Here is a 22,797-nt window from a genome sequence, read left to right as displayed (position 1 = left end):
CGGGCTCAGATCAGGCCGAGGGAACGCACGGCCTCGCGTTCGTCGTCGAGTTCCGCGACGCTGGTCGCGAGGCGGTGCTGCGCGAACGCGTCGAGCGTGAGCCCGGGCACGATGCGCCAGTTGCCGTCGACCGATTCGACCGGGAACGAGGACACGAGGCCCTCGGGCACGCCATACGATCCGTCGGAGGCGACGGCCGCGCTCGTCCAGCCGCCGGTCGTGCCGTGCACCCAGTCGCGCATGTGGTCGATCGTCGCGTTCGCCGCGGACGCGACCGAAGACGAGCCTCGCACCTCGATGATCTCGGCGCCGCGATTCGCCACGCGCGGGATGAACTCGTCGACGATCCATTCGCGTGCGGCGTCGACGCCGCCGAGGCGTGCGGCGAGCAGCGCCGGCACCGGATCGCCGCCGGCCGTCGCATGGGCGACGTCGGGGAACTGCGAGGCCGAGTGATTGCCCCAGATCGTGACGTTGCGGATGTCGCCGACGGGTGTGGCGACGGCCGGTGCGAGTTGCCCGAGCGCGCGGTTGTGGTCGAGGCGGGTCAACGCGGTGAACCGGTCGGCGGGCACGTCGGGAGCGTGCGCCGAGGCGATGAGCGCGTTCGTGTTCGCCGGGTTGCCCACGACCACGACCCGGATGTCATCGGCGGCGACCGCATTGATCGCCTCGCCCTGCGGTCCGAAGATGCCGCCGTTCGCGGCGAGCAGGTCGCCGCGTTCCATGCCGGCGGCTCGTGGGCGGGAACCGACGAGCAGGGCGTGGTTGGCGCCCGCGAAGGCGGCCCTCGCGTCGTCGTAGACCTCCACCTGGTGGAGCAGGGGGAACGCGCAGTCCTGCAGTTCGAGGGCCGCGCCCTCGGCGGCGCGGAGCCCCTGCGGGATCTCGAGGAGGTTCAGCCGCACCGGGGTCTCGGGGCCGAGCATCGCCCCGGAGGCGATGCGGAACAGCAGGGCGTAGCCGATCTGGCCGCCGGCGCCCGTGACGGTGATGGTGACCGGCTTGACCCTCATACGGCGAGCCTACGCCCCGGCGACGGCCGTACTCGCGACGCGTCACCAGCCGGAGGTGCCCGGCCCACCCTTGAACGGCCCCGCGACCTGCGACGTGATCCACCCGCCGTAGAACCCGCCCGGCTGCGGCTCGACGCGCTCGCCGTCGACGGTGCAGGCGTCCATCGCGCCCGCGTACACGGCGACCCGGTCGGCGAGCACCTCGAACCCCGGCTCGGGTGATGGGTAGTTCCACGCCGCCCGGTGCGCCGTCGCATCGCCGCCGCGCACGCTGAGGTAGCGCGCCGGCCCCTTGAACTCGCAGAACGACGAACCACGATCCGGTGCCAGCGCACCGGGCACGAACGCCGAGATCGGAAGGTAGTAGACCGGCGGATGACTCGTCTCGAGCACGCGCACGACGTCACGCGTGTCGACGATGCGCTCACCGCCGAGTTCGATGGTGATGCGGCGGTCGACCTGCTCGACGCGCGGTGGCCTGGGGTAGTCCCACACCGATTCCTGGCCGGGACGCACCTGATCGGGAACGGGTCGCATGCGGCGAGCGTAGGCCGGTCGGCTGGGAAGGTCCGGCACGCACCAACGGATGCCTCGACGCCCCGGCGGCAGCGGCAGCGCGGCGCGGCATGATGGCGGGGCATCCGCAGGTCGTCTACCGTGTGGGCATGAGAGACCTGTATCCGGAGATCGAGCCCCTCGAGACGGGAATGCTCGATGTGGGGGACGGCCAGCACATCTACTGGGAGGTCTCCGGCAACCGGGAGGGCAAGCCGGTCGTCTTCCTGCACGGTGGCCCCGGCGGGGGCACGAGTCCCGTGCATCGGCGCCTGTTCGATCCCGAGCGCTACCGGATCGTGCTGTTCGACCAGCGCGGCTGCGGGTTCTCGATCCCGCACGCGAGCGAGCCCGAGGTCGACATGTCGGCGAACACCACCTGGCACCTCGTCGCCGACATGGAGCGGCTCCGGGAGCACCTGAGCATCGACCGCTGGCAGGTCTTCGGCGGTTCGTGGGGGAGCGGGCTCGCGCTCGCCTACGCCGAGACCCACCCCGAGCGGGTCACCGAGCTCGTGCTGCGCGGCATCTTCACGCTGCGGCGCCAGGAGCTCGACTGGTTCTACGAAGGCGGCGCCGCCGCGGTGTTCCCCGACCTCTGGGAGGACTTCATCGCGCCCATCCCCCTGCTCGAGCGCGGGCATCTCATCGAGGCGTACGGACGACTGCTGCAGCATCCGAATCCCGAGGTGCACCAGTCCGCGGCGGTCTCGTGGTCGCGCTGGGAGGCGTCGACGATCACCCTGCTGCCGCAGGCCGACACCATCGCCCGCTTCACCGAGCCCGAGTACGCCACCGCTTTCGCGCGCATCGAGAACCACTACTTCCGCCACGGCGGTTGGTGGGAGGAGGGGCAGCTCATCCGTGATGCCACGCGCCTCGCGGGCATCCCGGCCGTCATCGTGCAGGGCCGATACGACATGTGCACGCCCGTGATGACGGCGTGGGAGCTGCACCTCGCGTGGCCCGAGGCCGAGCTGCAGATCATCCAGGACGCCGGGCACGCGTTCGACGAGCCGGGCATCCTCGATGCGCTCATCCGCGCGACCGACCGGTTCGCCGGGCACGAGGACGAGGACCCCGCGGAGTCGGGCGAGGACGAACGCGATGAAGGCGAGGACGACGGCGGCGATCGCGACGAGGATGACCACGACGACGACGACGAGGACGACGACGAGGACGACGACGACGAGGACGACGACGAGGAAGGCGAAGACGAGGACGAGGACGACGAGGACGACGACGACGAGGACGAGGACGACGACGACGAGGAAGAGGACGACGGAACCGAAGCCGAATCCGACGCCGTTGTCAACGGGTCGGCCGAACCGGGGCCTCGACGGTCCTCCTACCGCCCTCCGGAGTAGCGTCGGAGCATGACGTTCAACCCGAACTCGGACATCAGCGGCGGCAAGACCTCCCATCGAGGACGGAACACCGGCCTCGCCATCGGCGGCGGCGGCATCGGCGTGATCGCGATCTTCCTGCTCTCCCAGTTCCTCGGCGTCGACCTGTCGGGGCTCATCGGTGGGGCCGGGGGTCAGCCGGCGGCCGAGGACCAGGCGCTCGAGCAGTGCCAGACCGGCCAGGACGCCAACGAGCGCATCGACTGCCGCATGAAGGGCGCGTCGGCGTCGCTCGAGGACTACTGGCAGGCCGAGGCGCCGAACATCGGCCTGGACTACGTGGGTCCGCAGAAATTCATCCTGTTCGAGCAGGCGGTCTCGACCGGGTGCGGCAACGCCTCATCGGCGACGGGGCCGTTCTACTGCCCGCCCGACCAGACCATCTACATCGACACGAGCTTCTACGACCAGCTCGAGAGCCGCTTCGGCGCGAGCGGTGGCCCGCTCGCGGAGATGTACGTGGTCGCGCACGAGTGGGGCCACCACGTGCAGAACCTCGCGGGCGTGCTCGAACGCGCACAGGACGGCCAGACCGGCCCGACGTCGAACGCGGTGCGGGTCGAGTTGCAGGCCGACTGCTTCGCCGGATCATGGGCGGCGGCCGCATCGCAGACCGAGGACGAGCAGGGCGTGCCGTTCCTGCAGCCGATCACTCGCGAGCAGTACACGCAGGCGATCGACGCGGCGGCGGCCGTCGGCGACGACAGCATCCAGGAGGCGACGCAGGGCCAGGTGAACCCGCACACCTTCACGCACGGCACGAGCGAGCAGCGCGTGCGCTGGTTCGAGACCGGCTACGAGCAGGGCGCGGGAGCCTGCGACACCTTCTCGATCGACGGCTCGCAGCTCTGACGTGGCTCGCGGTCAGCCGATCGCGGCGGCGATCGCCTGACCGAGCTGCACGGGTTTCGTGAACTGCGGCCAATGGCCGGTGGGCAGGTCGACGTAGTCGACGTGCTTCACCTTCGCGAGTTCTCGCGTGAACGGCGAACCGGCCGCGATCCATTCGGTGAGCGCCGCACTCGGGAACTCGCACGCGATGATCGTGATGGGAACGTCGTAGCGACGCTCGTCGCGGAGCTCGATGGGGTCGTAAGCCACGCCCTTCGGCTCGGGGATCGACCGCGAACGGAATGCGGCGCGAAGGTCGTCGTCGAGGTCGACGAGATCGGCCTCCTCGAACTCCGACCAGTCGGGCAGCGGGATCTCGCCGTCGACCACGGGCAGCTCGTCGTTGATCGGATCGCCGTCTGCGGGCGGCCCCGCGTCGACGTACACGACCCGCTCGATGCGGTCGGGGCGGGCATCGGCGACGCCGTGCGCGATGGCACCGCCGCCGGAGTGGGCCACCAGTACGACCTCGCCCGGGAAGCCGTCGACGACCCGCACGACTGCCTCGATGTGGTCGCGAAGGCCGATGCCCGCGCGGTCGGCGTCGGCCGACTCGAGGCCCGGCAGCGTGAGCGGGTGCACGCGATGCCCGGCCTGCTCGAGGAGCGGGGTGACCTCCTGCCACGAGGAGGCGTCGAGCCAGAAGCCGGGGATGAGGATGACGTCCATACGGGCACGCTACCGACGGCCGCCGACATCCGGTCGGGCCGGTGGGTCAGGCCGGGACCGGCCTCGGAATCCGCCGCGCGCCGCCCGTCGCGAGGACCAGGATCCCGGTCGCGAGCACCAGCAGGCCCACGATCGCGCCGGCGCTCAGCGTCTCGCCGAGCAGGGCGACGCCGAGGATCCCCGCAGTCAACGGCTCGGCGAGGGTGAGCGTCGACACCGTGGCCGGCGCGAGGCCGCGCAGGCCCGCGCCGAACAGCAGGTAGGCGAGCGTCGTGGTGACGAGCCCGAGCCAGAGCGCCATGGCGAGCCCCGGGCCGGTCGCGAGCCACGAGGCATCCGTCGTCGCGAGCAACGGCAGGCTCACGATCGCCGCACCGCCGAAGAGGGCGCCCATGCTGCCGGTGGGCGTCCACCCGCGGTCGAGGAGCGCCTTGGCGGCGAGCGTGTAGACCGCGTACGACGTGGCGGCGCCGAGCGACGCGAGCAGGCCGACGGGATCGATCGCCGCGTGCCCCGGATCGGTGGCGGCGGCGAGGACGCCCACCCCCACTGTCGCGATCGCGGTGGCGACGAGCCACCGGTGACCGGGGTAACGACGGCGCAGCAGCCAGTCGAGCGCGCCCGTGATCACGGGCGCGGAGCCGAGGGCCGCGACGGTCCCGACCGCGACGCCGTTGGCCGCGGTACCGGCGAAGAACGCGGGCTGGTAGCCGAGCACGCCGCCGGCCCCGATGACCACGATGAGCCACGAGGGCAGCCGAAGGCGCGATCCGGGGCGCGACGAGCCGGCGGACGTCGCGGCGGATGTCCCGGTCGCACCGCGCCCACGCCCGGCGATGAGGACGGCGAGCGCGACGAGCCCCAGCGCGCCGCCGCCGATGAGGATGCGTGCGGCACCGACCGAGGCGGCGCTCGCGTCGGGACCGAGGGCCTGGGCCGTGCCCGTGGTGCCGAAGCACACCGAGGCGAGCAGCACGGCGATCACGAAGCGCATGCGATATTGTTACACAATCCGACGGTCAGTGTGACTGCGGCGGTCCAGGCCCCTGCGTGCCGGTAGGCTCGCGGATGTCGCAGACGACGTCGGTCACGGGGGAGTTCGGCTTCGCGACATCCGCGATGTCCTGAGCTCGTCGAAGGATCGACCCCGAACCGGAGGACCCTGTGCGCGCCGTTCTCTTCACCGAATTCGGCAAGGCCCCTGTGCTCGCAGAAGTGCCCATGCCCGCCTGCCCGCCGCGCGGCGCCGTCATCCGAGTGCGCGCGACGGGCGTCTGCCGCAGCGACTGGCACGCCTGGATGGGGCACGACGAGAGCGTCGCCCTGCCGCATGTTCCCGGCCATGAGTTCGCCGGCGAGATCGCCGAGCTCGGCCGGGAGGTGTCAGACGAGGCCGGCTGGAGCGTGGGCGACCGCGTCACTGCACCGTTCATCTGCGCCTGCGGACGGTGCCCCGAGTGCCGCTCGGGCAATGAGCAGGTGTGCGACGCGCAGTCCCAGCCGGGCTTCACGCACTGGGGGTCGTTCGCCGAGTACGTGGTGATCGACGAGGCGGCGCTCAACCTCATCCGACTGCCCGAGGGGCTCGGCTTCGTCGAGGCCGCGTCGCTCGGATGCCGCTTCGCCACCGCCTACCGTGCGATCGTGTCGCGCAGCCGCCTCGCCCCCGGCGAGCAGATCGCGGTGCACGGGTGCGGCGGGGTGGGACTCTCGGCGATCATGATCGCCGTCGCCGCCGGGGTGAAGGTCTACGGGGTGGATGTCTCCGACGCCGCCCTCGAGGCGGCCGAGAAGCTCGGCGCGGTGCCGGTGCGCGGCGGCGACGGGGCCGCGGAGCGCATCCTCGAGGCATCCGGTGGCGGGGTGGACGTCTCGGTCGACGCCTTCGGTTCGAGCGAGACCGCGCTCGCCTCGGCGCGGAGCCTCAGGAAGCGCGGCCGGCACGTGCAGGTCGGCCTCATGTTCGGCGACAGCGCGATGGCCGCGATGCCCATGGACGCGGTCATCGCCGGCGAGCTCGAGATCCTCGGCAGCCACGGCATGGCCGCGCACGAGTACCCGTCGATGCTCGGCGCGGTGGCGTCGGGCGACTTCCGTCCGATCGAGCTGGTGGGCCGGCGCATCACGCTCGAACAGGTGCCCGAGGCGCTCGCCGCGATGGGCACGGCCGGCGGGCCCGGCTCGGGCATGACGGTCGTCGAGCTGTAGCGGCGGGCGTCGCTGCGCGCTCTTGCGGGATCTCGCGCACGCCCCTAACCTGAGCGGGTACGCCGAGGTGACACGAGTCACTTGCGCGACAACGACTCCGTTGCCCGCGTGACGGCGCCGACCTCGACGAGGAGGACTCGACCGAATGAGCACCCTGACCCGACCCGAGCGCACCCTGCGCCGGGCGACCCCCGGACTCGCCGTGGCGGCAGCACTGCTGACCGCCGTGGGCACGGCCGGCGCAGCCCACGCCGAGAGCGCGGCGGAGATCGACCCGTTCGCGCCCGACTTCGGCCCGAACGTCACCATCGTCGATCCGGCGATGCCGCAGGACGAGGTGCAGGCGATGCTCGACGCGCTCGCCGCGGCGCAGACCGACGCCGAGATGTCGACGGCACGGCACAGCGTGCTGTTCCTGCCCGGCGCCTACGGCTCGGACGAGGACCCGCTGCAGGCCCGCGTGGGCTACTACACCGAGGTCGCCGGGCTCGGTGCGCTTCCCGGCGACGTCGACATCACCGGCAAGCTCGAGGTGTACAACCGCTGCCTCGAAGGCGGCGGCACCTCGAACTGCATCGCGCTCGTGAACTTCTGGCGCACCATCTCGAACCTCTCGCTGCAGGTGAACGGGGCGGGCCAAGACGGATGCCGCGCCTCGGCGAACTTCTGGGCGGTCTCGCAGGCCGTCTCGATGCGCCGACTCGACGTGTCGGGCGGCAACCTCTCGCTCATGGACTACTGCACCGCCGGACCCCAGTACGCCAGCGGCGGATTCATCGCCGACTCGCGGCTGCCGTTCACGATCAACGGGTCGCAGCAGCAGTGGCTCACTCGCAACAGCTCCGTGGCCGGCTGGTCGAACGGCGTGTGGAACCAGGTCTTCTCGGGCGTCGAGGGGGCTCCGGATGACGCGGAGTTCCCGAACCCGCCGTACACGACCCTCGACGAGACGCCCGTCAGCCGCGAGAGGCCGTACCTCTTCGTCGACGACGAGGGTCGCTACGCCGTGCGCGTTCCCGACGCGCAGACCGGCACGCGCGGCATCACCTGGGCCGACGGCGAGACGCCCGGCCGCAGCATCCCGATCACCGATTTCCACATCGCGAAGCCGGGCGACCCGGTCGGCTCGATGAACGCCGCGCTCGCGAAGGGCAAGCACCTGCTGCTCACGCCGGGCGTGTACGACGTCGAAAGCACGATCAACGTCAAGCGCGCCGACACCGTCGTGCTGGGCATGGGCCACGCCACGCTCACCGCGGTCGACGGCGCCGTTCCGCTCAAGCTCGCCGACGCTCCCGGCATCGTCGTGGCCGGCGTGACCATCGACGCGGGCACGGTTGAGTCGCCGGTGCTGCTGCAGGTGGGTCAGCCGGGCGACAGGAAGTCGGCGAAGGTCGACGAGACCAACCCCATCACGCTCTCCGACGTGTACTTCCGCGTCGGCGGGCCGCACATCGGCAAGGTCGACACGGCGCTCGTCGTGAACAGCGACCACGTGCTCATCGACCACACCTGGGTGTGGCGCGGCGACCACGGCGTCGAGGGCTTCACCGAGGGCGTGAACGGCGACACCGATCGCTGGAACACGAACACCGGTCGCACCGGCGTCATCGTGAACGGCGACGACGTGACGGCGACGGGCCTGTTCGTCGAGCACTTCCAGCAGTTCAACACCGTCTGGAACGGCGAGCGCGGCACGACGGTGCTGTACCAGAACGAGTTGCCGTACGACCCGCCCACCCAGGCCGACTGGACCCGCCCCGACGGCACGCTCGGGTACGCGGGCTACAAGGTCGCCGACACGGTCACCGAGCACACGCTCCACGGTGGCGGCGTCTACGTGTTCAACCAGAACAACCCGTCGATCGTGACCGCCAACGGGTTCGAGGCGCCGGATGCTCCGGGCGTCGTGCTCCACCACATCATGACGGTGAACCTCAGCGCCGGCACGATCGAGCACGTCGTGAACGGCATCGGCGGGCAGGCCGACACCACGAAGATCGGCGTGCCGCAGTACCTGGTGCGCTACCCGCTGCCCTGATGCAAGGTTGACTCGGCCCCGGGGTCAGGCGGACCCGCGCACCACGAGCGCGGGCCCGCCGGCCGGGCGCTTCGGCGCCGGTTCGCCGTCGAGCGCCGCGCGCACCCGGGCCGCGAGGTACGCGGCCTCGCGCTCCATCGACTGCGTGACGGTGGTGAGCGGCGGCGAGGCGAGCGCCGCCAGCGGCACGTCGTCGACCCCGACGACCGCGAGGTCGTCCGGTACCGCGAGCCCGGCGGCTCGAGCACCCGCGAGCACCGCGAACGCGACCTCGTCGTTGTACGCGGCGACACCCGTGGCTCCTGCCTCGCGCCAGATCTCGACGGCCGCGGCTCCGGATGCCGCGTCGACGTCGACCGGCACCACCGCGGGTTCGGCCAGCCCGTGCTCGGCGCACGCCGCGCGCACGCCCGCGAGGCGCTGCTCCGCGAACTCGGCGACCCGTCGGTCGGCGGTCGTGGCGTATCCGAGCCGGGTGCGCCCGGCGTCGATGAGTCGCTCGGCCTGGAGGCGGCCGATGCGCGGCTGCGGGTCCTCCGCCCCGGGCTCGTCGGCGCTGGTGTCGACGACCTGGATGCCCGCCCGCCGCATGGCGCGCACCTCCTCGGGTTCGAACGCCGTGAGGCCCACGACGGTGCGCGGCGTGACCGCGCGCCAGAGGTCGGACAGTGGGCGATCGCCGCGCACGTGGTGCACGAGCACCGAGAGACCGCGCTCGGCGAGGTCGTCGGCGAGGTGGTCGAGCATCGTCTCGACGACCGGACCCACGGGCCAGTCGGGGAGCACGCAGAGCACGAGGTCGCTGCGGCCGCTGCGCAGGGTCCGGGCGGCGGCGGACGGGGCGTAGCCGAGCCGCGCGGCGGTGTCGAGCACACGACGGCGTGTCGCCTCGGAGACCGACGCGCCCGGCGTGCCGTTCAGCACGTAGCTCACCGTGGTGCGGGACACGCCGCTCTCCCGCGCGACATCCGCACTCGTGATTCGGGCCACGCATCCTCCTGGAAGTTCGTCTCCGTCTGCACCCTAGTCCCGCCGCCTGCGGCGAATGGGTTGTCGAACACCAATGTTCGAGTTAGCCTGCCACTCGTATCTGGTCGTTCGAAACGGCAGGAGGGGACATCCGATGCCCGAGCTCACCATCGACTTCATCACCTCGCTCGACGGCTTCGGAGCCGCCGAGGGATGGCCGGGCCTCTGGGGCATGGGCGGCCCTGAGTACCTCGGCTGGCTGGCCGAATCACCCGAACGCGATCGCCCTGTGCTGATGGGGGCGAACACGTACCGCCTCATGGCCGAGCTCGCCCGGGAGTACCCCGATGAGGACGGCATGGCGGAGCTCGCGGCGATGCCGAAGGTCGTGTTCTCCTCGACGATCCGGGAGCCGCTCGCCTGGCCCAACGCCCGGCTCGTCTCGGGCGACGCGATCGAGGCGGTGCGCCGGATGAAGCGGGACGGCAGCGTGCCGCTACGAACGCTCGGGAGTGTCTCGCTGTGCCGGTCGCTGCTGAAGGCGGGGCTCGTGGATCGATTCCGGGTCGTGCTCTTCCCCGTGATCAACGGCGCCACCGGCCAGGACCGCATCTACGACGGCTGGCCCGACGTCGCGCTCGAGCTCGTCGACCACCGCCTGTTCGATGGTCGTCTGCAGCTGCTCGAGTACATCCCGACCGTGCTCGCCGGCCCGCCGGGGGAGCATCCCGAGTGACGGATGCCCCGTGCCGGGCCAGAATGGGCAGATGGATCCGGTGGCGGCCCTCGAGGAGATCGCGTTCCTGCTCGAGCGCGACCGCGCCTCGTCGTTCAAGTCGAAGGCGTTCCGGCGGGCCGCCGACGTCATCGGCGAGTACTCCGGTGCGGAGCTCGCGGCGCGCGTGCGCGACGGCCGCCTGAAGCGCACCAAGGGCATCGGCGACACGACCTACACGGTCATCGCCGAGGCGGTCGCGGGCGATGTGCCCAGCTATCTCGTCGAGTTGCGCGCCCGCATCGGCCCCGCGATCGCTGCGAAGCACGGCGGCCTGCGGGGGCAGCTGCGCGGCGACCTGCACGCGCACTCGGACTGGTCCGACGGCACCACGACGATCCAGGCGATGGCGCGCGCCGCGGCGATGATGGGGCTCGAGTACCTCGTGCTCTCCGATCACTCGCCGAGCCTGCGGGTCGCGAACGGGCTCAGCACCGAGCGGCTCCTCGAACAGCTCGACGTGCTCGACGAGCTGAACGCGAGCGGCGCCGCCGGGGACATCCGGGTCCTCTCCGGCATCGAGGTCGACATCCTCCTCGACGGCGCGCTCGACCAGACGCCCGACATGCTCGAGCGCGTCGATGTGGTGGTCGCGAGCGTGCACTCGAAGCTGCGCATGGAGTCGCCGGAGATGACGGCACGGATGCTCCGCGCCATCGCCGATCCGCACACCAACGTGCTCGGCCACTGCACGGGCCGGCTCGTCGAGGGCTCCCGCGGCACGCGACCGCAGTCCACGTTCGACGCGCGTGCCGTGTTCGCCGCGTGCGCCGAGCACGACGTCGCCGTCGAGATCAACTCGCGGCCCGAGCGGCAGGACCCGCCCGACGAGCTCATCCAGCTGGCCTTGGAGGCCGGATGCCGCTTCACGATCGACAGCGACGCGCACGCGCCCGGCCACTTCTCGTTCCTCGAGCTCGGGGCCGCCCGGGCCGAGGCGAACGGCGTGCCGGCCGACCGCATCGTCACGACCTGGCCCGCCGAGCGCGTGCTCGAGTGGGCGGGCGCGAAGGTCTGAACGGCATCCGCATGCACGGATCACCGAGTCGGACGCGCGGCGAGCTGCTTCGCCTCGTGCGCGAGCAGGCGGCGCGCCGGCGTCCGGCCGACCTGCTCGCCCAGTATCGGCGCGACGATTCCGTGACGCCGAGCATGCTCGACCAGCGCCTCGCGAACACCCTCGACCGCCTCGCGCTCGAGGCCGCCGACGGCTTCGACGCCGTGCTCCTCTCGCCGGTGGCACCGCTCGGAGTCAATTCGGTGATCGCACCCACCTCCCAGGATCGGACGGTCACCACGACGCGCAGCACCGAAGTGGTCTCCGACCCCACCAACGTGCTGGCCTTGGAGTGTGCACGCCGGTTGCTCGATGCGACGGAGCCCGTGGTGCGCCTCGCGACCGTGCATCAGACGCTTCGGGCGCAGGGGCTCGGCAACGACGACGGCGCACACTCCAGGCACTTCCGGCTGCTCGCACTCGCCGACGCCGGACGGGCTCTGCCCGACGACGGGTTCGAGGTGGAGGCGGTCGCGCGGCACGTGCACGCGTACGACCGGCTGTTCGACGCGTGCGCGCGCGAGCTCGGGGTCTCGTTCTCGCGGCGGCGCGCCACCGTTCGCGTCGACGAGCGGGGGCGCGCGCTGGTAGCGCGTCTCGTGCAGCGACTGGCGGGCACGCTGCCGCACGTCGAGGTGATCACCGAGCCGCTCGAGTCGCGGTACTACGACGGTCTCCGGGTGGGCTTCGGTGCCGAGAGCCGAGCGGGCGAGTACGTCGAGATCGCCGACATCGGGCGGTTCGACTGGGTCGCGCAGTTCACGAACGACCGGCGCAACCGGTTCATCGCGAGCGGACTCGGACTCCAGCTCGTCCCGTCGCTGTTCTGAGCGCTACGGGCGCCCCACCGCGCGCACCACGGCGTCGACCGTCGACTCATCGGCAGGCAGGTGTGCCTCCTCGAGACGCTGCCGCGCCATCGACCGGAGGCCGTCGACGTGCCGGAGGGCGGCGTCGCCGCGCATCTGTTCCGTGATCCCGGCGATCTTGTCGTCGATACTCGCCTCGTCGTGGCCGTCTTCGATGGGTGCGTCCTGCGTGTCCATGCGCTCAGGGTCGCACGGCCGCCGCCCGCCCGCCGCCCCTTGACACGGCGGCGAGCGGATGCCTCTGCCTCGCCGCGTGCGGGAGCGCGGCACGCAAGCGCCGAGCCTGGAGATGTCAGAACGGCGCCGGGTCGTACTGCTCCAGCAGCCACCGCAACTCCTCGTCGAATGACGCGCCGAGGGGGTCGGGTGGGATCGGCGGGTCGTCGACGATCGGCTCCGTGTCTGGCGGACTCACGCCTTCACCCATCCGCACTGGCGCGAATGGCCGTTCGGGCAGGGTGCGCAGCACGTGTCCGGCGGGTGAGGTCCATCGCATCACGCCGCCGGGTTCGTGCAGCACTTGCCAGCCGCTCTCGTGCTTGAGGCGATGGTGGTGTCGACAGAGGACTGCGAGGTTCGAGGCATCGGTTTCGCCGCCGTGCGCCCAACCGTCGGTGTGGTCGAGGTCGGCGTACTCTGCGCGGCGGTTGCAGCCCGGGAAGCGGCATTGCCCGTCGCGGACGCGGACGAACCCGTCGAGGTCGGCCGGTGCGCGGTAGTGGTCGCGACCGTAGCTGAGGGTGACACCGGTCTCGGGGTGCACGAGGATGCGCCGCATCGCCGGGGCGTGTGCGGCGAGGAGGCGGGCGGTGTCGGCGTCGATGGGGCCGTAGCCCTCGAGTTCGGCCGGCTCGTCGTCGAGGCCGAGCAGGGTGAGCACCGGCACGGTCACGTTGATGCACGGTCGTACCGCACCGGTCGCGCCGGCGACACCCCAACGGGTGCGCTCGTCGTCGGCGAGCGTCCCACCGAGCAGCAGGTCGGCGGCGAGGTCGGCGGCCCGCTGCGCGGCCGTGCGGTGGTCGTCGGATGCGTCGCGGGCGGCGAGTACCCGGAGTCGCGCGTGGATCGCGACGGCCCGCTCGGCCTGCACGTAGAGGCCGAACCAGGCCATCCCGTCGGGTGCCGGGTCGACGCAGACGCGTCGCTCGGCGACGGCGCGCGCGTGCCGGTCGACGAGGGGCTCGGGGTGCATCCGTTCGCGCACCCGGCGCATGCGGCGACGCAGGTCGGTGTTCGTCGACACGATGCCGTGCGCCGCCGCGTCGGATGTCGCATCGAGCGCGACCCGCTCGACGGCGGCGGCGACCTCAGTGGGCACGCCCTGCGTGAACTCGAGCACCGACCGCACCTGGGTCACCCCGAGCTCGCCGGCCTCGAGCGCGTCGAGCGTGGCCCGACGCGGCCCGGTCAACCGCTCGGCCTCGCCCATCAGCCGTGACGCGGATGCCTCGTGCTGGCCGAGCGTGGTCGCGAGCTCGGCCACGAACGAACGGGTCGCCAGGTCGCGCTCGGCAGACGTACTCGCCGGCGTGACGCCCTCGACCACCGCCGCGAGCTCACGCGCCCGCTGGATGCGCCGGTACTGCTCGGCGTGCCGCCGCCGGATGGCCGCCTCGTGCGACCTGATCAACGCCAGCTCACGCTCCAGCGCCTCGCGCGGCGTGGCATCGGGGGCGGCTGACATGCTTCCATCCAAGCAGCACCCACCGACATCCACGGGCCACGGGAACCGCTGATCAACCGTGCAATACCGCACGCCGTGCAGTGAGCCGTGCGCGTCAGCGCCGCACGAACCCGCCGAGCCTCGTGCCCCGCCCCGACACATCGGCGAGCCGATCGTCGAGGGCCGCGTACGCGTCGCCGTGCTCTTCCTGGAAGCGGTCGAAGGATGCCGCGTCCCGCCAGCGGTCGATGGTGACATACCGCCCAGGCACGTCGGCGTCGGCGAGCAGCACGACCTCGAGGAAGCCGTCCCCGCGGGCGAACAGCCGCGCCCAGTCCCCCTCGGCGCCGTACGCCCGCTCGAATGCGTCGCGCCGGTCGGGCTCCACCTCGTAGGTCCAGATGATCTCGTAGCTCATCCGCGCACTCGGAGCTCGTTCAGCACCTCGACCAGCACGTTCGAGATCCCGTTCGCCTGGATGGCGAGCTTGGCGACGGCGTCGAAGACCGCGCTGCCAGGGGTGACCTCGCCGCTCTCGGCGAGCAGGGTGATGGCCTCGGTCGTCTCCGAGGCCATCGCCTTGAGCATCTGCGCCCGTTCGATCGGGTTGATTGTCATCTGCTCATTCTGACGTGGCCGAGGTTGCATCACGCCGGAATGTCCGTAAGGTGGTTCTCCCGGCAGCGCCGCCGGGGGGAAGGAGGCAGCATGACGGGCGTGCGACGTGCCTCCATGACGCTGCGCACACCCGATGCGGTGGCGCAGCACCTCACCGACTCGTTCCCCGACATCAGGTACGGGCGAGCGGAGCCCGATGCATTCCGCGTCAGCATCGACGCCCTGACGGCCGACCGATTCTCGATGGTGGACCTGGCGTGGGACACGCCGGGAACCGCCGTCACGGGCGCCGCCGGCCTGACGGCCGTCACCATCTCCGGGCGGTTCGACGGCGTGCACGGGCGTGAGGCCGTCGACATCCGCCACCCGTTCCTCGCTCCCGCCGAGGGCATGGATGCCACATGGGAGGCGCATCGCGCGACGGTCGTCGCCCTCGACCCGCGCGCCGTCGAGCGCATCGCGCGAACGGCCACGGGCAACGGCGAGCTGCGGATCCGAGGGACCGGCACCGCGCCGCTGTCGCCGGAGCTCGCCGCCTACTGGCAGGCGACGGTGCGCGGCATCCGCACGTCGATCGAGGCCACGCCCGACCTCTTCGCACATCCGATGATCGCGACCGCCGCCTTCCACCAGCTCGCGACCGCGTTCCTGCACGTCTTCCCGACGAACTGGCTGGACACCGGCGAGGGCCGGTCGGGGGGTTCGGTCGTGGTGCGCCGGGCGATCGAGTTCATGCGCGAACGCGTGGCCGAGCCGATCACGATGACGGATGTCGCGACAGCCGCGTTCGTCTCCACGCGTGGACTCCACGCGGCGTTCACGCGTGAACGCGGTGAGACGCCGATGCAGTACCTGCGGCGCATCCGACTCGAGTCCATCCGATCGGAACTGCTCGCGGGCGGGGCCGACATGACGGTCGCCGCAGTCGCGCGCCGCTGGGGCTTCGCGCATCTTCCGCGCTTCGCCGAACAGTACCGGCGCGTGTTCGGCGAGCAACCGTCGGAGACGCTCAGACGCTGATCGGCACTGCCGCGCCGGCCGTCCTGGCGGCGTCCTGCGGCTCGGCCGGCTCCGGTGGCTCGGGAACGATGACGAGCCCGCCGTTCGAGGACGCTGCGTCGGCGAGCAGCTCGAGCCAGGCGCGGTTGAGCACCGGGCGGCGGTTGCCGGAGAAGACGAACTCGAGCGGCGTCGATGTCCCGATCCACGAGACGACCTCGGCCCCGTCGACCGTCGCCGTGAACGCGAAGCGCTCGCGCCGTCGGAGCTTGTTCACGACGACGGCTTGGACATGGGCGAGGGTGCGGTCGTCGAGGGGGAGCGACATCCGACCGTTGTAGATGAGCGTGCCCATGGCGGGCCTCCGTCGCGGTGCTCGGGTACGGGGGACGCGGCAGCGGGGTCGAGCGGCGAAGCTCCCCCCAGGCTTCGACGTCTCGACCTCGGCCGTGGAGGTACCGTAAGCACCGCGTCGTCGCAGCGACGCGTACAGGGCGAGGATTCTTCCGGAATCGGATGCTGTTCGGCCGATTGCGGATCATCGTCGGACGTGATGGTGGGAACACCTTCCGATTACCTGTGAAGTTCACTTCACACTTCGATTCAACACGTGAAGCGTGCTTCACTGATTCGAAGGAAAGGAGAATCGTGGAGATCCCACTCTGGGCATGGCTCGCCGTGCTCGCCGTCATCGTCGTCATGCTCGTCATCGACCTGGTGGCACACCGCTCGGCGCACGAGATCGGGCTCCGGGAGGCCTTGGGCTGGTCGGTGTTCTGGGTGCTGTCCGGCATCGCCTTCGGCGTGATCATCTGGAGCCTGTTCGGCGCCGAGTTCGGCCAGCAGTACTTCGCCGGCTTCGTGATCGAGAAGTCGCTCGCGGTCGACAACGTGTTCGTGTGGGCGATCATCTTCGCAAGCTTCGGCGTACCCGCGCGGTACCAGCACCGGGTGCTCTTCCTCGGGGTGCTCGGCGCGCTCGTCTTCCGTGGCATCTTCATCGCACTCGGCGCGGCCCTGCTCGAGAGCTTCGCCTGGGTGCTCTACGTGTTCGCCGCGCTGCTGGTCGTCACGGGCATCCAGATGCTCCGTCATCGCAACGACCACGGCAACCCCGCCGACTCGCGCATCCTGCGGCTGTTCCGTCGATTCGTTCCGATGACCGACGTCTTCCACGGCCAGAAGCTCATCACCCGCGTGGGAGGGGCGCTCGTCGCGACTCCCCTGCTCGCGGTGCTGGTGCTCATCGAGGTGACCGACATCGTCTTCGCCGTCGACTCGATCCCCGCGATCTTCGCCGTCACGAGTGAGCCGTTCCTGGTCTTCACCGCGAACGCCTTCGCGATCCTCGGGCTGCGCGCGATGTACTTCCTACTCGCCGACCTCGTGCACCGCTTCGTCTACCTGAAGATCGGCCTCGCGGCGATCCTCATCTGGGTCGGCGCCAAGATGGCGTTGCACGACGTGTGGAAGGTCCCGACGACCCTCTCGCTCGGAGTGATCGTCGGCATCCTCGCGGTCACCGTGATCGCGAGCCTCGTCGCCACCCGGGGGCAGGGCCGACGGCCGCTCAGCGGCCCTCACGCCCCGATGTTCCGCGAGGCGACGGAGGAGGAGCTGGCCGAGAGCCGCGCCCGGCGCGACTGACACGCCACAATGAACCCATGCCGCAGTGGACGTTCCTCACGCACCATGCCCACGTGCTCCTGCAGGTCGCGAAGGATCCGGATGCCACGATCGAGCACCTGGCCGCCGCGGTGGGCGTCAGCACGCGGTCGGCCGTCACGATCCTCAACGACCTCGAGGGCGCGGGATACCTCGAGCGCGAACGGCGCGGACGGCGCAACCACTACGTGCTGCACCCCGACCGGCCGCTGCGGCATCCGTCGAACGCCGCACACACCGTCGGCGAACTCATCGAGGCGATGAGCGACCTCGGTTGACGCCGTGCCCGATCGTCACGAAGCTCCACCGATGCTGAGCCACTCGCCCGCATCGTCAGGGTCGCCGGGTGCACGCCGGCCGCCGGACGCGCGGCCATCGCCCTTCAGCTCCTCGAGCTGGCGGTCGATCTCGGCCTGCGCGCTCATCGCGGCGAGCTGCCGTTCGATGTCGGCGTCGGGCGGGGCGGTGAGGTCCTTCAACGCACCGCTGGCAAGCAGCTCGTCGGTGGCAGCGGCGCGAGCCTGCATCTGGGCGACCCGGTCACGCGCACGGTCGAGGCTGGTGCCGACGTCGTCGATCGTGGCGCCGATTCCCGCCACGGCCTCGTTCGCCTTCACCTGCGCCTCGGACGCGGTGTAGGTCGCCTTGATCGTCTCCTTCTCGATGCGGAAGGCCGCCACCTGCTCGGACAGCCGGCGCTCGCGCTCCTCGAGCTGCGCCGTCTGCTGCTGCATCCCGGTGTACTGGTCCTGCAGCTGCGCCACCTGCCGCTCGATGAGCGACCGGCGTTCGAGCGCGGCGCGGGCGAGGTCCTCCCTGCCCTGGCTGAGCGCTTCGCGGGCCTGGCTGCCCAGTCGCGCGTAGCGGGAGCCGAGTTCCCGACCCTGCAGATCGACGCGCTTCTTCGCCGTGGCGACCTCGGCGAGCGCTTGGCGCACCTGCTGCAGCATCCTCACCTGCTGGTCGTAGCTGTGGTCGAGCAGCTCTCGGGGGTCCTCGATCTTGTCCAGCGCCTTCGAGGTCTTGGTCCGGAAGATCGTGCGGATGCGCGACCGGTTGTCGCTCATGATCGGTTTCCCCTCATCTCGATCGGTGGTCGTGATCGTTCGGTGGCGGTCGGCTCCAGGTGTGCAGCGCGGCCGTTCAGCGTGCGAAGCGCCTCGACCCCGGCGTGCAGGGCGGCGACCTCATGCTCCACGTCGGAGCTGAGCTCCGCGAGGCCGTCGTCGGAGAGGCCGGCGAGCCCCGCTGCGACCGCCGAGCGCAGGCGACGGACCAGGACCGCGACCTGATCGACCCGCTGCGTGGCGCTCGGGAGGTCTTCGGCCAGCGCCGCGGCATCCGTCTCGCTCTCGAGCAGTCGGAGCTGGAGGTCGAGCGCCTCGCCCTCCTGCTGGATGCGCCGGAAGATGCCGACGAGCTCACCGCGCGGACCGGCTCCGCGGGCGGTGAGTTCGACCGCGGTACGGCCGCTGCTCAGCGTCTCGTGCAGGCGGACCCGGAGCCGCCGGACCGTACCCCGGGGTCCGGTGCTGAACCGGGCACGCGTCCGGAGGACCGCGTCGCCCAGCGCCCGGTTGCGACGAACGCGTCTGACGACCGCACGCAGGACCAGGAACACGGTCACCATCGAGACGGCGACCATGACCAGGAGCGAGAGGAGCACCCAGCCGAGGATCTCCACGACGACCACCTCCAGGTTCGGGGGACGGCGTCGGTGAGCGGATGCCACACGGCCGGGTCGATGGCCCGGCGACATCCTCCCCCGGCGTCGCCATCCGGGTCGGATACGCGATATAACGCAAACCTACGCCCACTCCGGCGGAAACGTGAGGGCTCGCAACAGATTCGCAGGAGCGCGGCGGTCGGATTCGCAGGAGCGCGGCGACGATCAGTCGAGATACGGCAGGATGAGCCGCGACGGATCGTCGCCCCCGAGGTGCACGCGTTGCGGGCCATGGTTCACCGTGTCGCGATGGCGGGCGTACACGAGCTGGGGGTGATCCATGATGTCGCGTCCCTGGACGACGAGCACGAGGGTGTCACCGGCCTCGAAGACGGTCCCCGACGGCAGGACCTCGACCGTCACGCGCGTCGGCCCGGTCGCCTCCAAGGGCAGTGCCCGCCGGTGGGCGAGCACCGGCAGGAACGGCTCGGAGCGTTCCTCGTCGAGTTCCCGGTGCGACGCCCGCAGCCAGCCGAGCGCGACGGGGCCGTCCTCGAACTGCGCGTAGTGCGCGAATCCCACGACCTCGCCGTCCGCGCCGCGCTTGAACAGGCCGACGAACAGGTCCATGTCCTCGGCATCGGGGGCGGACACCTGGAGCTCGGCGGTCGCGTGACCGACGAGCACGGTGCGCTGCGGGAAGGTGTGCTCGAACAGCACACGGTGCGCCCCGATGCCGCTCGCGAGTCCGTCGTACTCGACGAGCGACTCCGTGCGGGGCGCAGTCTCGGCGAGTGCCCCGCGCTCGCCGAGGTACAACGGTGCGTACCGCACACCCGGAACGGGCCAGGCATCCGCTGTCGCGACCTCGCCCCGGTCGTAGGCCTCCCGCACCTCGTACCGCACGGCGGCTCGGTCCTCCCACCCGTTGTCGACGTCCTTGAGGAACCGGTCGAAGAACCGGCGCTGCCGCTCGACGTTCTCGGGCCGGTAGTACTCCGCCCACTTCTTCCGGCCGTGGATGTCGAGCCACTTCAGCTCCGAGCCCATGCGGCGGAAGCCCTCGAGCGTACCGCGGCTGTGCAGTCCCTGGTCCGACCAGCTGCCGACCACCCAGGCGGGCACCTCGATACGCTCGAGCCGGGCGGCCTTCGTCTCCCAGAACTCGTCGAGGAACGGGTGGTCGATCGTCTCCTGCTCGAGGTCCTCGATGTCTCCCGTGCCCGCGCCCCAGCGCTCCCAGATGTACGGCCAGAACGAGGTCTCGGGGATCCCCCCGTGGCGGGCGACCTCCCGGTACGTGTCGCTCCACCCCTCCCACGGGTTGATGGCGGCAAGGTGCGGCGGGTTCAGCTCCGCGACCCGCCACTGGGAGACGGTGAGGTACGAGACACCCGACAGCCCGACCTTCCCGTTGCTCCACTCGCGCGTGCCCGCCCACTCGATGAAGTCCCGGAAGTCCTCGGCCTCCTCGGGCGAGCAGTACGTCGCCGGGCCGGTGGCGTACCAGGTGCCCGGGATGTCGGCGACGGCGATCGCGTAGCCGTGCGGGATCCAGTAGTCGGGGTCGGGCGCCTCGAACGTCGTCCTCGGGCCGATGTCCTCGGGTCGCACTCCGCTGTCGGGATAGATCACGCCGATGGGGGCCGGGTTGTGCTTGCCGTACGGCGACCACGCGATGAGGACGGGTGCAGGGGCTCCGCCGTCGGGACGGTAGATGTCGGCGATCACCGTGCGTCCGGCCGTGGTCGTGACCGTGACATCCCATTCGATGATCATCCCGTCGACGTGCTCGGTGCGCGGCTCTGGTGGCCGGCCACCCCTGGACTCGGGCGTGCTGCGCGGCGGGCGGAAGAGGTAGGGCGTCGACGACATCGGCGATCCTTTCCGGGGTGCGGGCGTGCCACGCTAGCAGCCGGTGGTGCGTGCCGGTAGCGGGTGGTCGTTCGTCACGGGATCTTCATCCGACGCCGCTCGCCCTGATATCGTAGGGCCCTACTCTGGGCATGAGGCTTCCTCAGGAACCGGCGGTGAGGCACGCGCTGCACCCGCCTGGCGGTTGCTCGCGTCGCGGTTCCCCGGGCGACCCATCCGGCGAAAGGGGATCGAGATGGCTGCGGACGGGGATGGCACGGCAGACCCGGTCACGTTCGCGGGCGCGGTGCTCGACCGCTACCGCCACGTGTGCGCCTTCGTGAACGACCAGGGCGAGGTCGATGCCGTCCTCGATCCGTTCATCAGGCAGGGCATCGACGGCGGCGATCGGCTGCTCTACCTGGTCGACCCCGCCGCGTCGGCAGCTCCGGTGAACCGGCTGCGCCATCTCGGATACGACGCCGCCGTGCTCCTGGAGCGACGTCAGGCCGAGGTGCGCACGTGGACCGAGACCTACCTCAGGGGAGGCGACTTCGACCAGACCGCGATGCTGGAACTGCTCGACGACGTGCTGGTCGGCCACGACGAGCCGCGAATCCGGATGTGGTGCGATATGGGCTGGGCGGCCGACCGCTCGGACGTCTCGAATCACCTCATCGAGTTCGAAGCGCGTGCGAACTTCATCCACGCGCACCACGAGCACGTCGTGATCTGTTCGTACGACGCCACGAGGTTCGAGGGGGCATTCGTCATCGACATCCTCCGCACGCATCCGATGGTCCTGATCGGCGGGCTGCTGCAGGAGAACCCCTTCTTCGTCCCTCCGTCGGAGTTCCTGCAGGAGCGCCGCCCCCGCGTGGGGCGCTGAAGCGAATCGGATGCGGCGTGGACGCAGTGTCGACCGGCGACTCACTGGTGCCCGAGCCGGGTGACCCGGCGATCGGGGATTCCCGGAAGTGGTTGCGCGATCTCGGCGCACTGCTCGCGCTCCCGGCGATGTGGGTCGACCACAAGCCGATCGAGATCGCCACGGGCCTGCTGAGTGTGCTCTTCAGCATCCTGCGGGCCGACGGGGCGTATGCGCGCTTCGACGACTCCCAGGACGACGGCGGTCCGCTGGAGTGCTGGCGTCCGTCGGGGCAGCGCCAGCCCCTCGAGCTGCAGCTGGTGCTCGAGGCGGGCGGGGCCCTCACCGGGGGGCTCACGACGATCGAGGTCGACGCGCAGGAGTTCGGTGTCTTCCGGGTCACTCGGCTCCCGCTCGCGTTGCCGTGGGACACCGGCCTGGTGCTCGTGTCCTCCGGACGCGGTGACTTCCCGACCCCGAGGGAGACGCACCTGCTGCGCGTCGCCGTGAGCCAGGCGGCGATCGCGATCCACACCGCACGTCGCCTCGCGCACGAGCAGGCGGCGCGGTCCGTGGCCGAGGCCGCGCTGGTCCGGCACAGCGAACTCCTCCGGTCACTCGTCGACGACACGCACACCTCGCTCGAATCGGTCGCTCGTCGCATCCGAGCCGCGTCCCGCCTCATCGCCGACGTGTCGTCGCCCGAATCGGATCGCCCCCGAGTCGAGCGCGCCATCCCGAGGGTGTCCTCCGACCGAGCGGATGCCTCGCACACGCGCACTCCGCTCCTCCACCTGACGCGGCGCGAGATCGAGACGCTCGGCCTGCTCGCCCAGGGTCTCAGCAACAAGGAGATCGCCGGTCTCATGTGGCTCAGCGACCGCACGGTCGAGCGTCATGTCACGAGCCTCTATCGCAAGATCGGGGTGGTTCGGCGCAGCGAAGCGACCGCCTACGCCCTCCGCCACGGCTTCGCGTAGGCCGACCTCGCATCAGCCGGCGAGG

General features: G+C 71.0%; 24 protein-coding genes and 1 pseudogene. 12 read left to right on the top strand and 13 right to left on the bottom strand.

The window, feature by feature from the left end; translation table 11 throughout:
* Positions 1-5 precede the first annotated feature (5 nt).
* Both ACVFI9_RS16565 and ACVFI9_RS16560 read right to left on the bottom strand, forming a co-directional pair.
* A complete protein-coding gene (locus tag ACVFI9_RS16565; RefSeq protein ID WP_474763275.1) occupies positions 6-1,016 on the bottom strand; it encodes a malate dehydrogenase in 1,011 nt (336 codons plus the stop codon).
* Between the two features lie 42 nt (positions 1,017-1,058).
* The gene (locus ACVFI9_RS16560) at positions 1,059-1,553 is read right to left on the bottom strand and encodes a DUF427 domain-containing protein (protein ID WP_474763274.1); all 495 of its coding nucleotides are present in this window, start codon (positions 1,551-1,553) and stop codon (positions 1,059-1,061) included.
* Between the two features lie 128 nt (positions 1,554-1,681).
* On the opposite strand from ACVFI9_RS16560, the pseudogene pip reads away from it, so the two are divergent.
* Positions 1,682-2,632: pseudogene (gene pip / locus ACVFI9_RS16555) on the top strand (prolyl aminopeptidase); the annotation flags it as partial.
* A gap of 315 nt (positions 2,633-2,947) precedes the next feature.
* Positions 2,948-3,829 carry a KPN_02809 family neutral zinc metallopeptidase gene (gene ypfJ / locus ACVFI9_RS16550; protein ID WP_474763273.1) on the top strand — a complete coding sequence of 294 codons (882 nt, stop codon included), beginning with the start codon at positions 2,948-2,950 and terminating at the stop codon, positions 3,827-3,829.
* A gap of 12 nt (positions 3,830-3,841) precedes the next feature.
* Here the strand turns inward: ypfJ and ACVFI9_RS16545 are convergent, their stop codons facing one another.
* A complete protein-coding gene (locus ACVFI9_RS16545) occupies positions 3,842-4,537 on the bottom strand; it encodes an alpha/beta fold hydrolase (protein ID WP_474763272.1) in 696 nt (231 codons plus the stop codon).
* A gap of 46 nt (positions 4,538-4,583) precedes the next feature.
* Positions 4,584-5,531: an EamA family transporter gene (locus ACVFI9_RS16540; protein ID WP_474763271.1), complete on the bottom strand. Its 948-nt coding sequence runs from the start codon at positions 5,529-5,531 to the stop codon at positions 4,584-4,586.
* 227 nt (positions 5,532-5,758) lie between these two features.
* Between ACVFI9_RS16540 and ACVFI9_RS16535 the strand changes: the two genes are divergently transcribed.
* On the top strand, positions 5,759-6,745 hold the full coding sequence (locus ACVFI9_RS16535) for a zinc-dependent alcohol dehydrogenase family protein (RefSeq protein WP_474763270.1): 987 nt from the start codon (positions 5,759-5,761) through the stop codon (positions 6,743-6,745).
* 145 nt (positions 6,746-6,890) lie between these two features.
* Positions 6,891-8,786, top strand: a complete 1,896-nt coding sequence (locus ACVFI9_RS16530; protein ID WP_474763269.1) for an adenylyl cyclase — start codon at positions 6,891-6,893, stop codon at positions 8,784-8,786.
* A 24-nt stretch (positions 8,787-8,810) separates the two neighbouring features.
* Here the strand turns inward: ACVFI9_RS16530 and ACVFI9_RS16525 are convergent, their stop codons facing one another.
* A complete protein-coding gene (locus ACVFI9_RS16525) occupies positions 8,811-9,776 on the bottom strand; it encodes a LacI family DNA-binding transcriptional regulator (protein WP_474763268.1) in 966 nt (321 codons plus the stop codon).
* A gap of 133 nt (positions 9,777-9,909) precedes the next feature.
* Here ACVFI9_RS16525 and ACVFI9_RS16520 point away from each other — a divergent pair, with 133 nt between their 5' ends.
* Genes ACVFI9_RS16520 through ACVFI9_RS16510 form a run of 3 tightly spaced genes read left to right on the top strand, consistent with a single transcriptional unit; the run spans position 9,910 to position 12,417 of the window.
* Positions 9,910-10,491, top strand: a complete 582-nt coding sequence (locus ACVFI9_RS16520) for a dihydrofolate reductase family protein (RefSeq protein ID WP_474763267.1) — start codon at positions 9,910-9,912, stop codon at positions 10,489-10,491.
* A 31-nt stretch (positions 10,492-10,522) separates the two neighbouring features.
* A complete protein-coding gene (locus ACVFI9_RS16515) occupies positions 10,523-11,548 on the top strand; it encodes a PHP domain-containing protein (RefSeq protein WP_474763266.1) in 1,026 nt (341 codons plus the stop codon).
* Between the two features lie 11 nt (positions 11,549-11,559).
* On the top strand, positions 11,560-12,417 hold the full coding sequence (locus ACVFI9_RS16510) for a hypothetical protein (protein ID WP_474763265.1): 858 nt from the start codon (positions 11,560-11,562) through the stop codon (positions 12,415-12,417).
* A 3-nt stretch (positions 12,418-12,420) separates the two neighbouring features.
* On the opposite strand, the gene ACVFI9_RS16505 is transcribed toward ACVFI9_RS16510, so the two are convergent.
* The 4 genes from ACVFI9_RS16505 to ACVFI9_RS16490 all read right to left on the bottom strand — a co-directional run bounded on the left by ACVFI9_RS16505 (position 12,421) and on the right by ACVFI9_RS16490 (position 14,740).
* The gene (locus ACVFI9_RS16505) at positions 12,421-12,633 is read right to left on the bottom strand and encodes a hypothetical protein (protein WP_474763264.1); all 213 of its coding nucleotides are present in this window, start codon (positions 12,631-12,633) and stop codon (positions 12,421-12,423) included.
* A gap of 115 nt (positions 12,634-12,748) precedes the next feature.
* Positions 12,749-14,143: an HNH endonuclease signature motif containing protein gene (locus ACVFI9_RS16500; RefSeq protein WP_474763263.1), complete on the bottom strand. Its 1,395-nt coding sequence runs from the start codon at positions 14,141-14,143 to the stop codon at positions 12,749-12,751.
* 94 nt (positions 14,144-14,237) lie between these two features.
* A complete protein-coding gene (locus ACVFI9_RS16495) occupies positions 14,238-14,540 on the bottom strand; it encodes an antibiotic biosynthesis monooxygenase family protein (RefSeq protein ID WP_474763262.1) in 303 nt (100 codons plus the stop codon).
* The gene (locus ACVFI9_RS16490) at positions 14,537-14,740 is read right to left on the bottom strand and encodes a hypothetical protein (protein WP_474763261.1); all 204 of its coding nucleotides are present in this window, start codon (positions 14,738-14,740) and stop codon (positions 14,537-14,539) included. Before ACVFI9_RS16490 ends, ACVFI9_RS16495 begins: the two co-directional genes overlap by 4 nt.
* 90 nt (positions 14,741-14,830) lie before the next feature.
* Here ACVFI9_RS16490 and ACVFI9_RS16485 point away from each other — a divergent pair, with 90 nt between their 5' ends.
* Positions 14,831-15,760 (top strand): helix-turn-helix transcriptional regulator, encoded by a 930-nt coding sequence (locus tag ACVFI9_RS16485; protein WP_474763260.1) that lies wholly within the window; start codon positions 14,831-14,833, stop codon positions 15,758-15,760.
* Here ACVFI9_RS16485 and ACVFI9_RS16480 read toward each other — a convergent pair.
* On the bottom strand, positions 15,750-16,094 hold the full coding sequence (locus ACVFI9_RS16480) for a DUF7882 family protein (protein ID WP_474763259.1): 345 nt from the start codon (positions 16,092-16,094) through the stop codon (positions 15,750-15,752). The genes ACVFI9_RS16485 and ACVFI9_RS16480 overlap by 11 nt on opposite strands.
* Positions 16,095-16,387: 293 nt before the next feature.
* On the opposite strand from ACVFI9_RS16480, the gene ACVFI9_RS16475 reads away from it, so the two are divergent.
* Both ACVFI9_RS16475 and ACVFI9_RS16470 read left to right on the top strand, forming a co-directional pair.
* Complete coding sequence (locus ACVFI9_RS16475; protein ID WP_474763258.1) at positions 16,388-17,386, top strand: TerC family protein; 999 nt, start codon at positions 16,388-16,390, stop codon at positions 17,384-17,386.
* A 17-nt stretch (positions 17,387-17,403) separates the two neighbouring features.
* Positions 17,404-17,682, top strand: a complete 279-nt coding sequence (locus tag ACVFI9_RS16470; RefSeq protein ID WP_474763257.1) for a helix-turn-helix transcriptional regulator — start codon at positions 17,404-17,406, stop codon at positions 17,680-17,682.
* Between the two features lie 15 nt (positions 17,683-17,697).
* Here ACVFI9_RS16470 and ACVFI9_RS16465 read toward each other — a convergent pair whose 3' ends face one another.
* From ACVFI9_RS16465 to ACVFI9_RS16455, 3 genes are all read right to left on the bottom strand, one after another.
* Positions 17,698-18,471: a PspA/IM30 family protein gene (locus ACVFI9_RS16465; RefSeq protein WP_474763256.1), complete on the bottom strand. Its 774-nt coding sequence runs from the start codon at positions 18,469-18,471 to the stop codon at positions 17,698-17,700.
* Positions 18,468-19,088, bottom strand: coding sequence for a hypothetical protein (locus ACVFI9_RS16460; protein ID WP_474763255.1), 621 nt, complete (start codon positions 19,086-19,088; stop codon positions 18,468-18,470). The genes ACVFI9_RS16465 and ACVFI9_RS16460 overlap by 4 nt, the downstream gene beginning before the upstream one ends.
* Positions 19,089-19,295: 207 nt before the next feature.
* Complete coding sequence (locus ACVFI9_RS16455) at positions 19,296-20,945, bottom strand: CocE/NonD family hydrolase (protein ID WP_474763254.1); 1,650 nt, start codon at positions 20,943-20,945, stop codon at positions 19,296-19,298.
* A gap of 235 nt (positions 20,946-21,180) precedes the next feature.
* Between ACVFI9_RS16455 and ACVFI9_RS16450 the strand changes: the two genes are divergently transcribed.
* Together ACVFI9_RS16450 and ACVFI9_RS16445 are read left to right on the top strand one after the other, a co-directional pair.
* Positions 21,181-21,813, top strand: a complete 633-nt coding sequence (locus ACVFI9_RS16450) for an MEDS domain-containing protein (RefSeq protein WP_474763253.1) — start codon at positions 21,181-21,183, stop codon at positions 21,811-21,813.
* A 17-nt stretch (positions 21,814-21,830) separates the two neighbouring features.
* Positions 21,831-22,772, top strand: a complete 942-nt coding sequence (locus ACVFI9_RS16445) for a helix-turn-helix transcriptional regulator (protein WP_474763252.1) — start codon at positions 21,831-21,833, stop codon at positions 22,770-22,772.
* The last annotated feature ends 25 nt before the right edge of the window (positions 22,773-22,797 follow it).

The sequence above is a fragment of the Agromyces sp. NSFZ genome (genome assembly GCF_056156205.1).
This window is presented reverse-complemented; position numbering and strand designations above follow the sequence as displayed.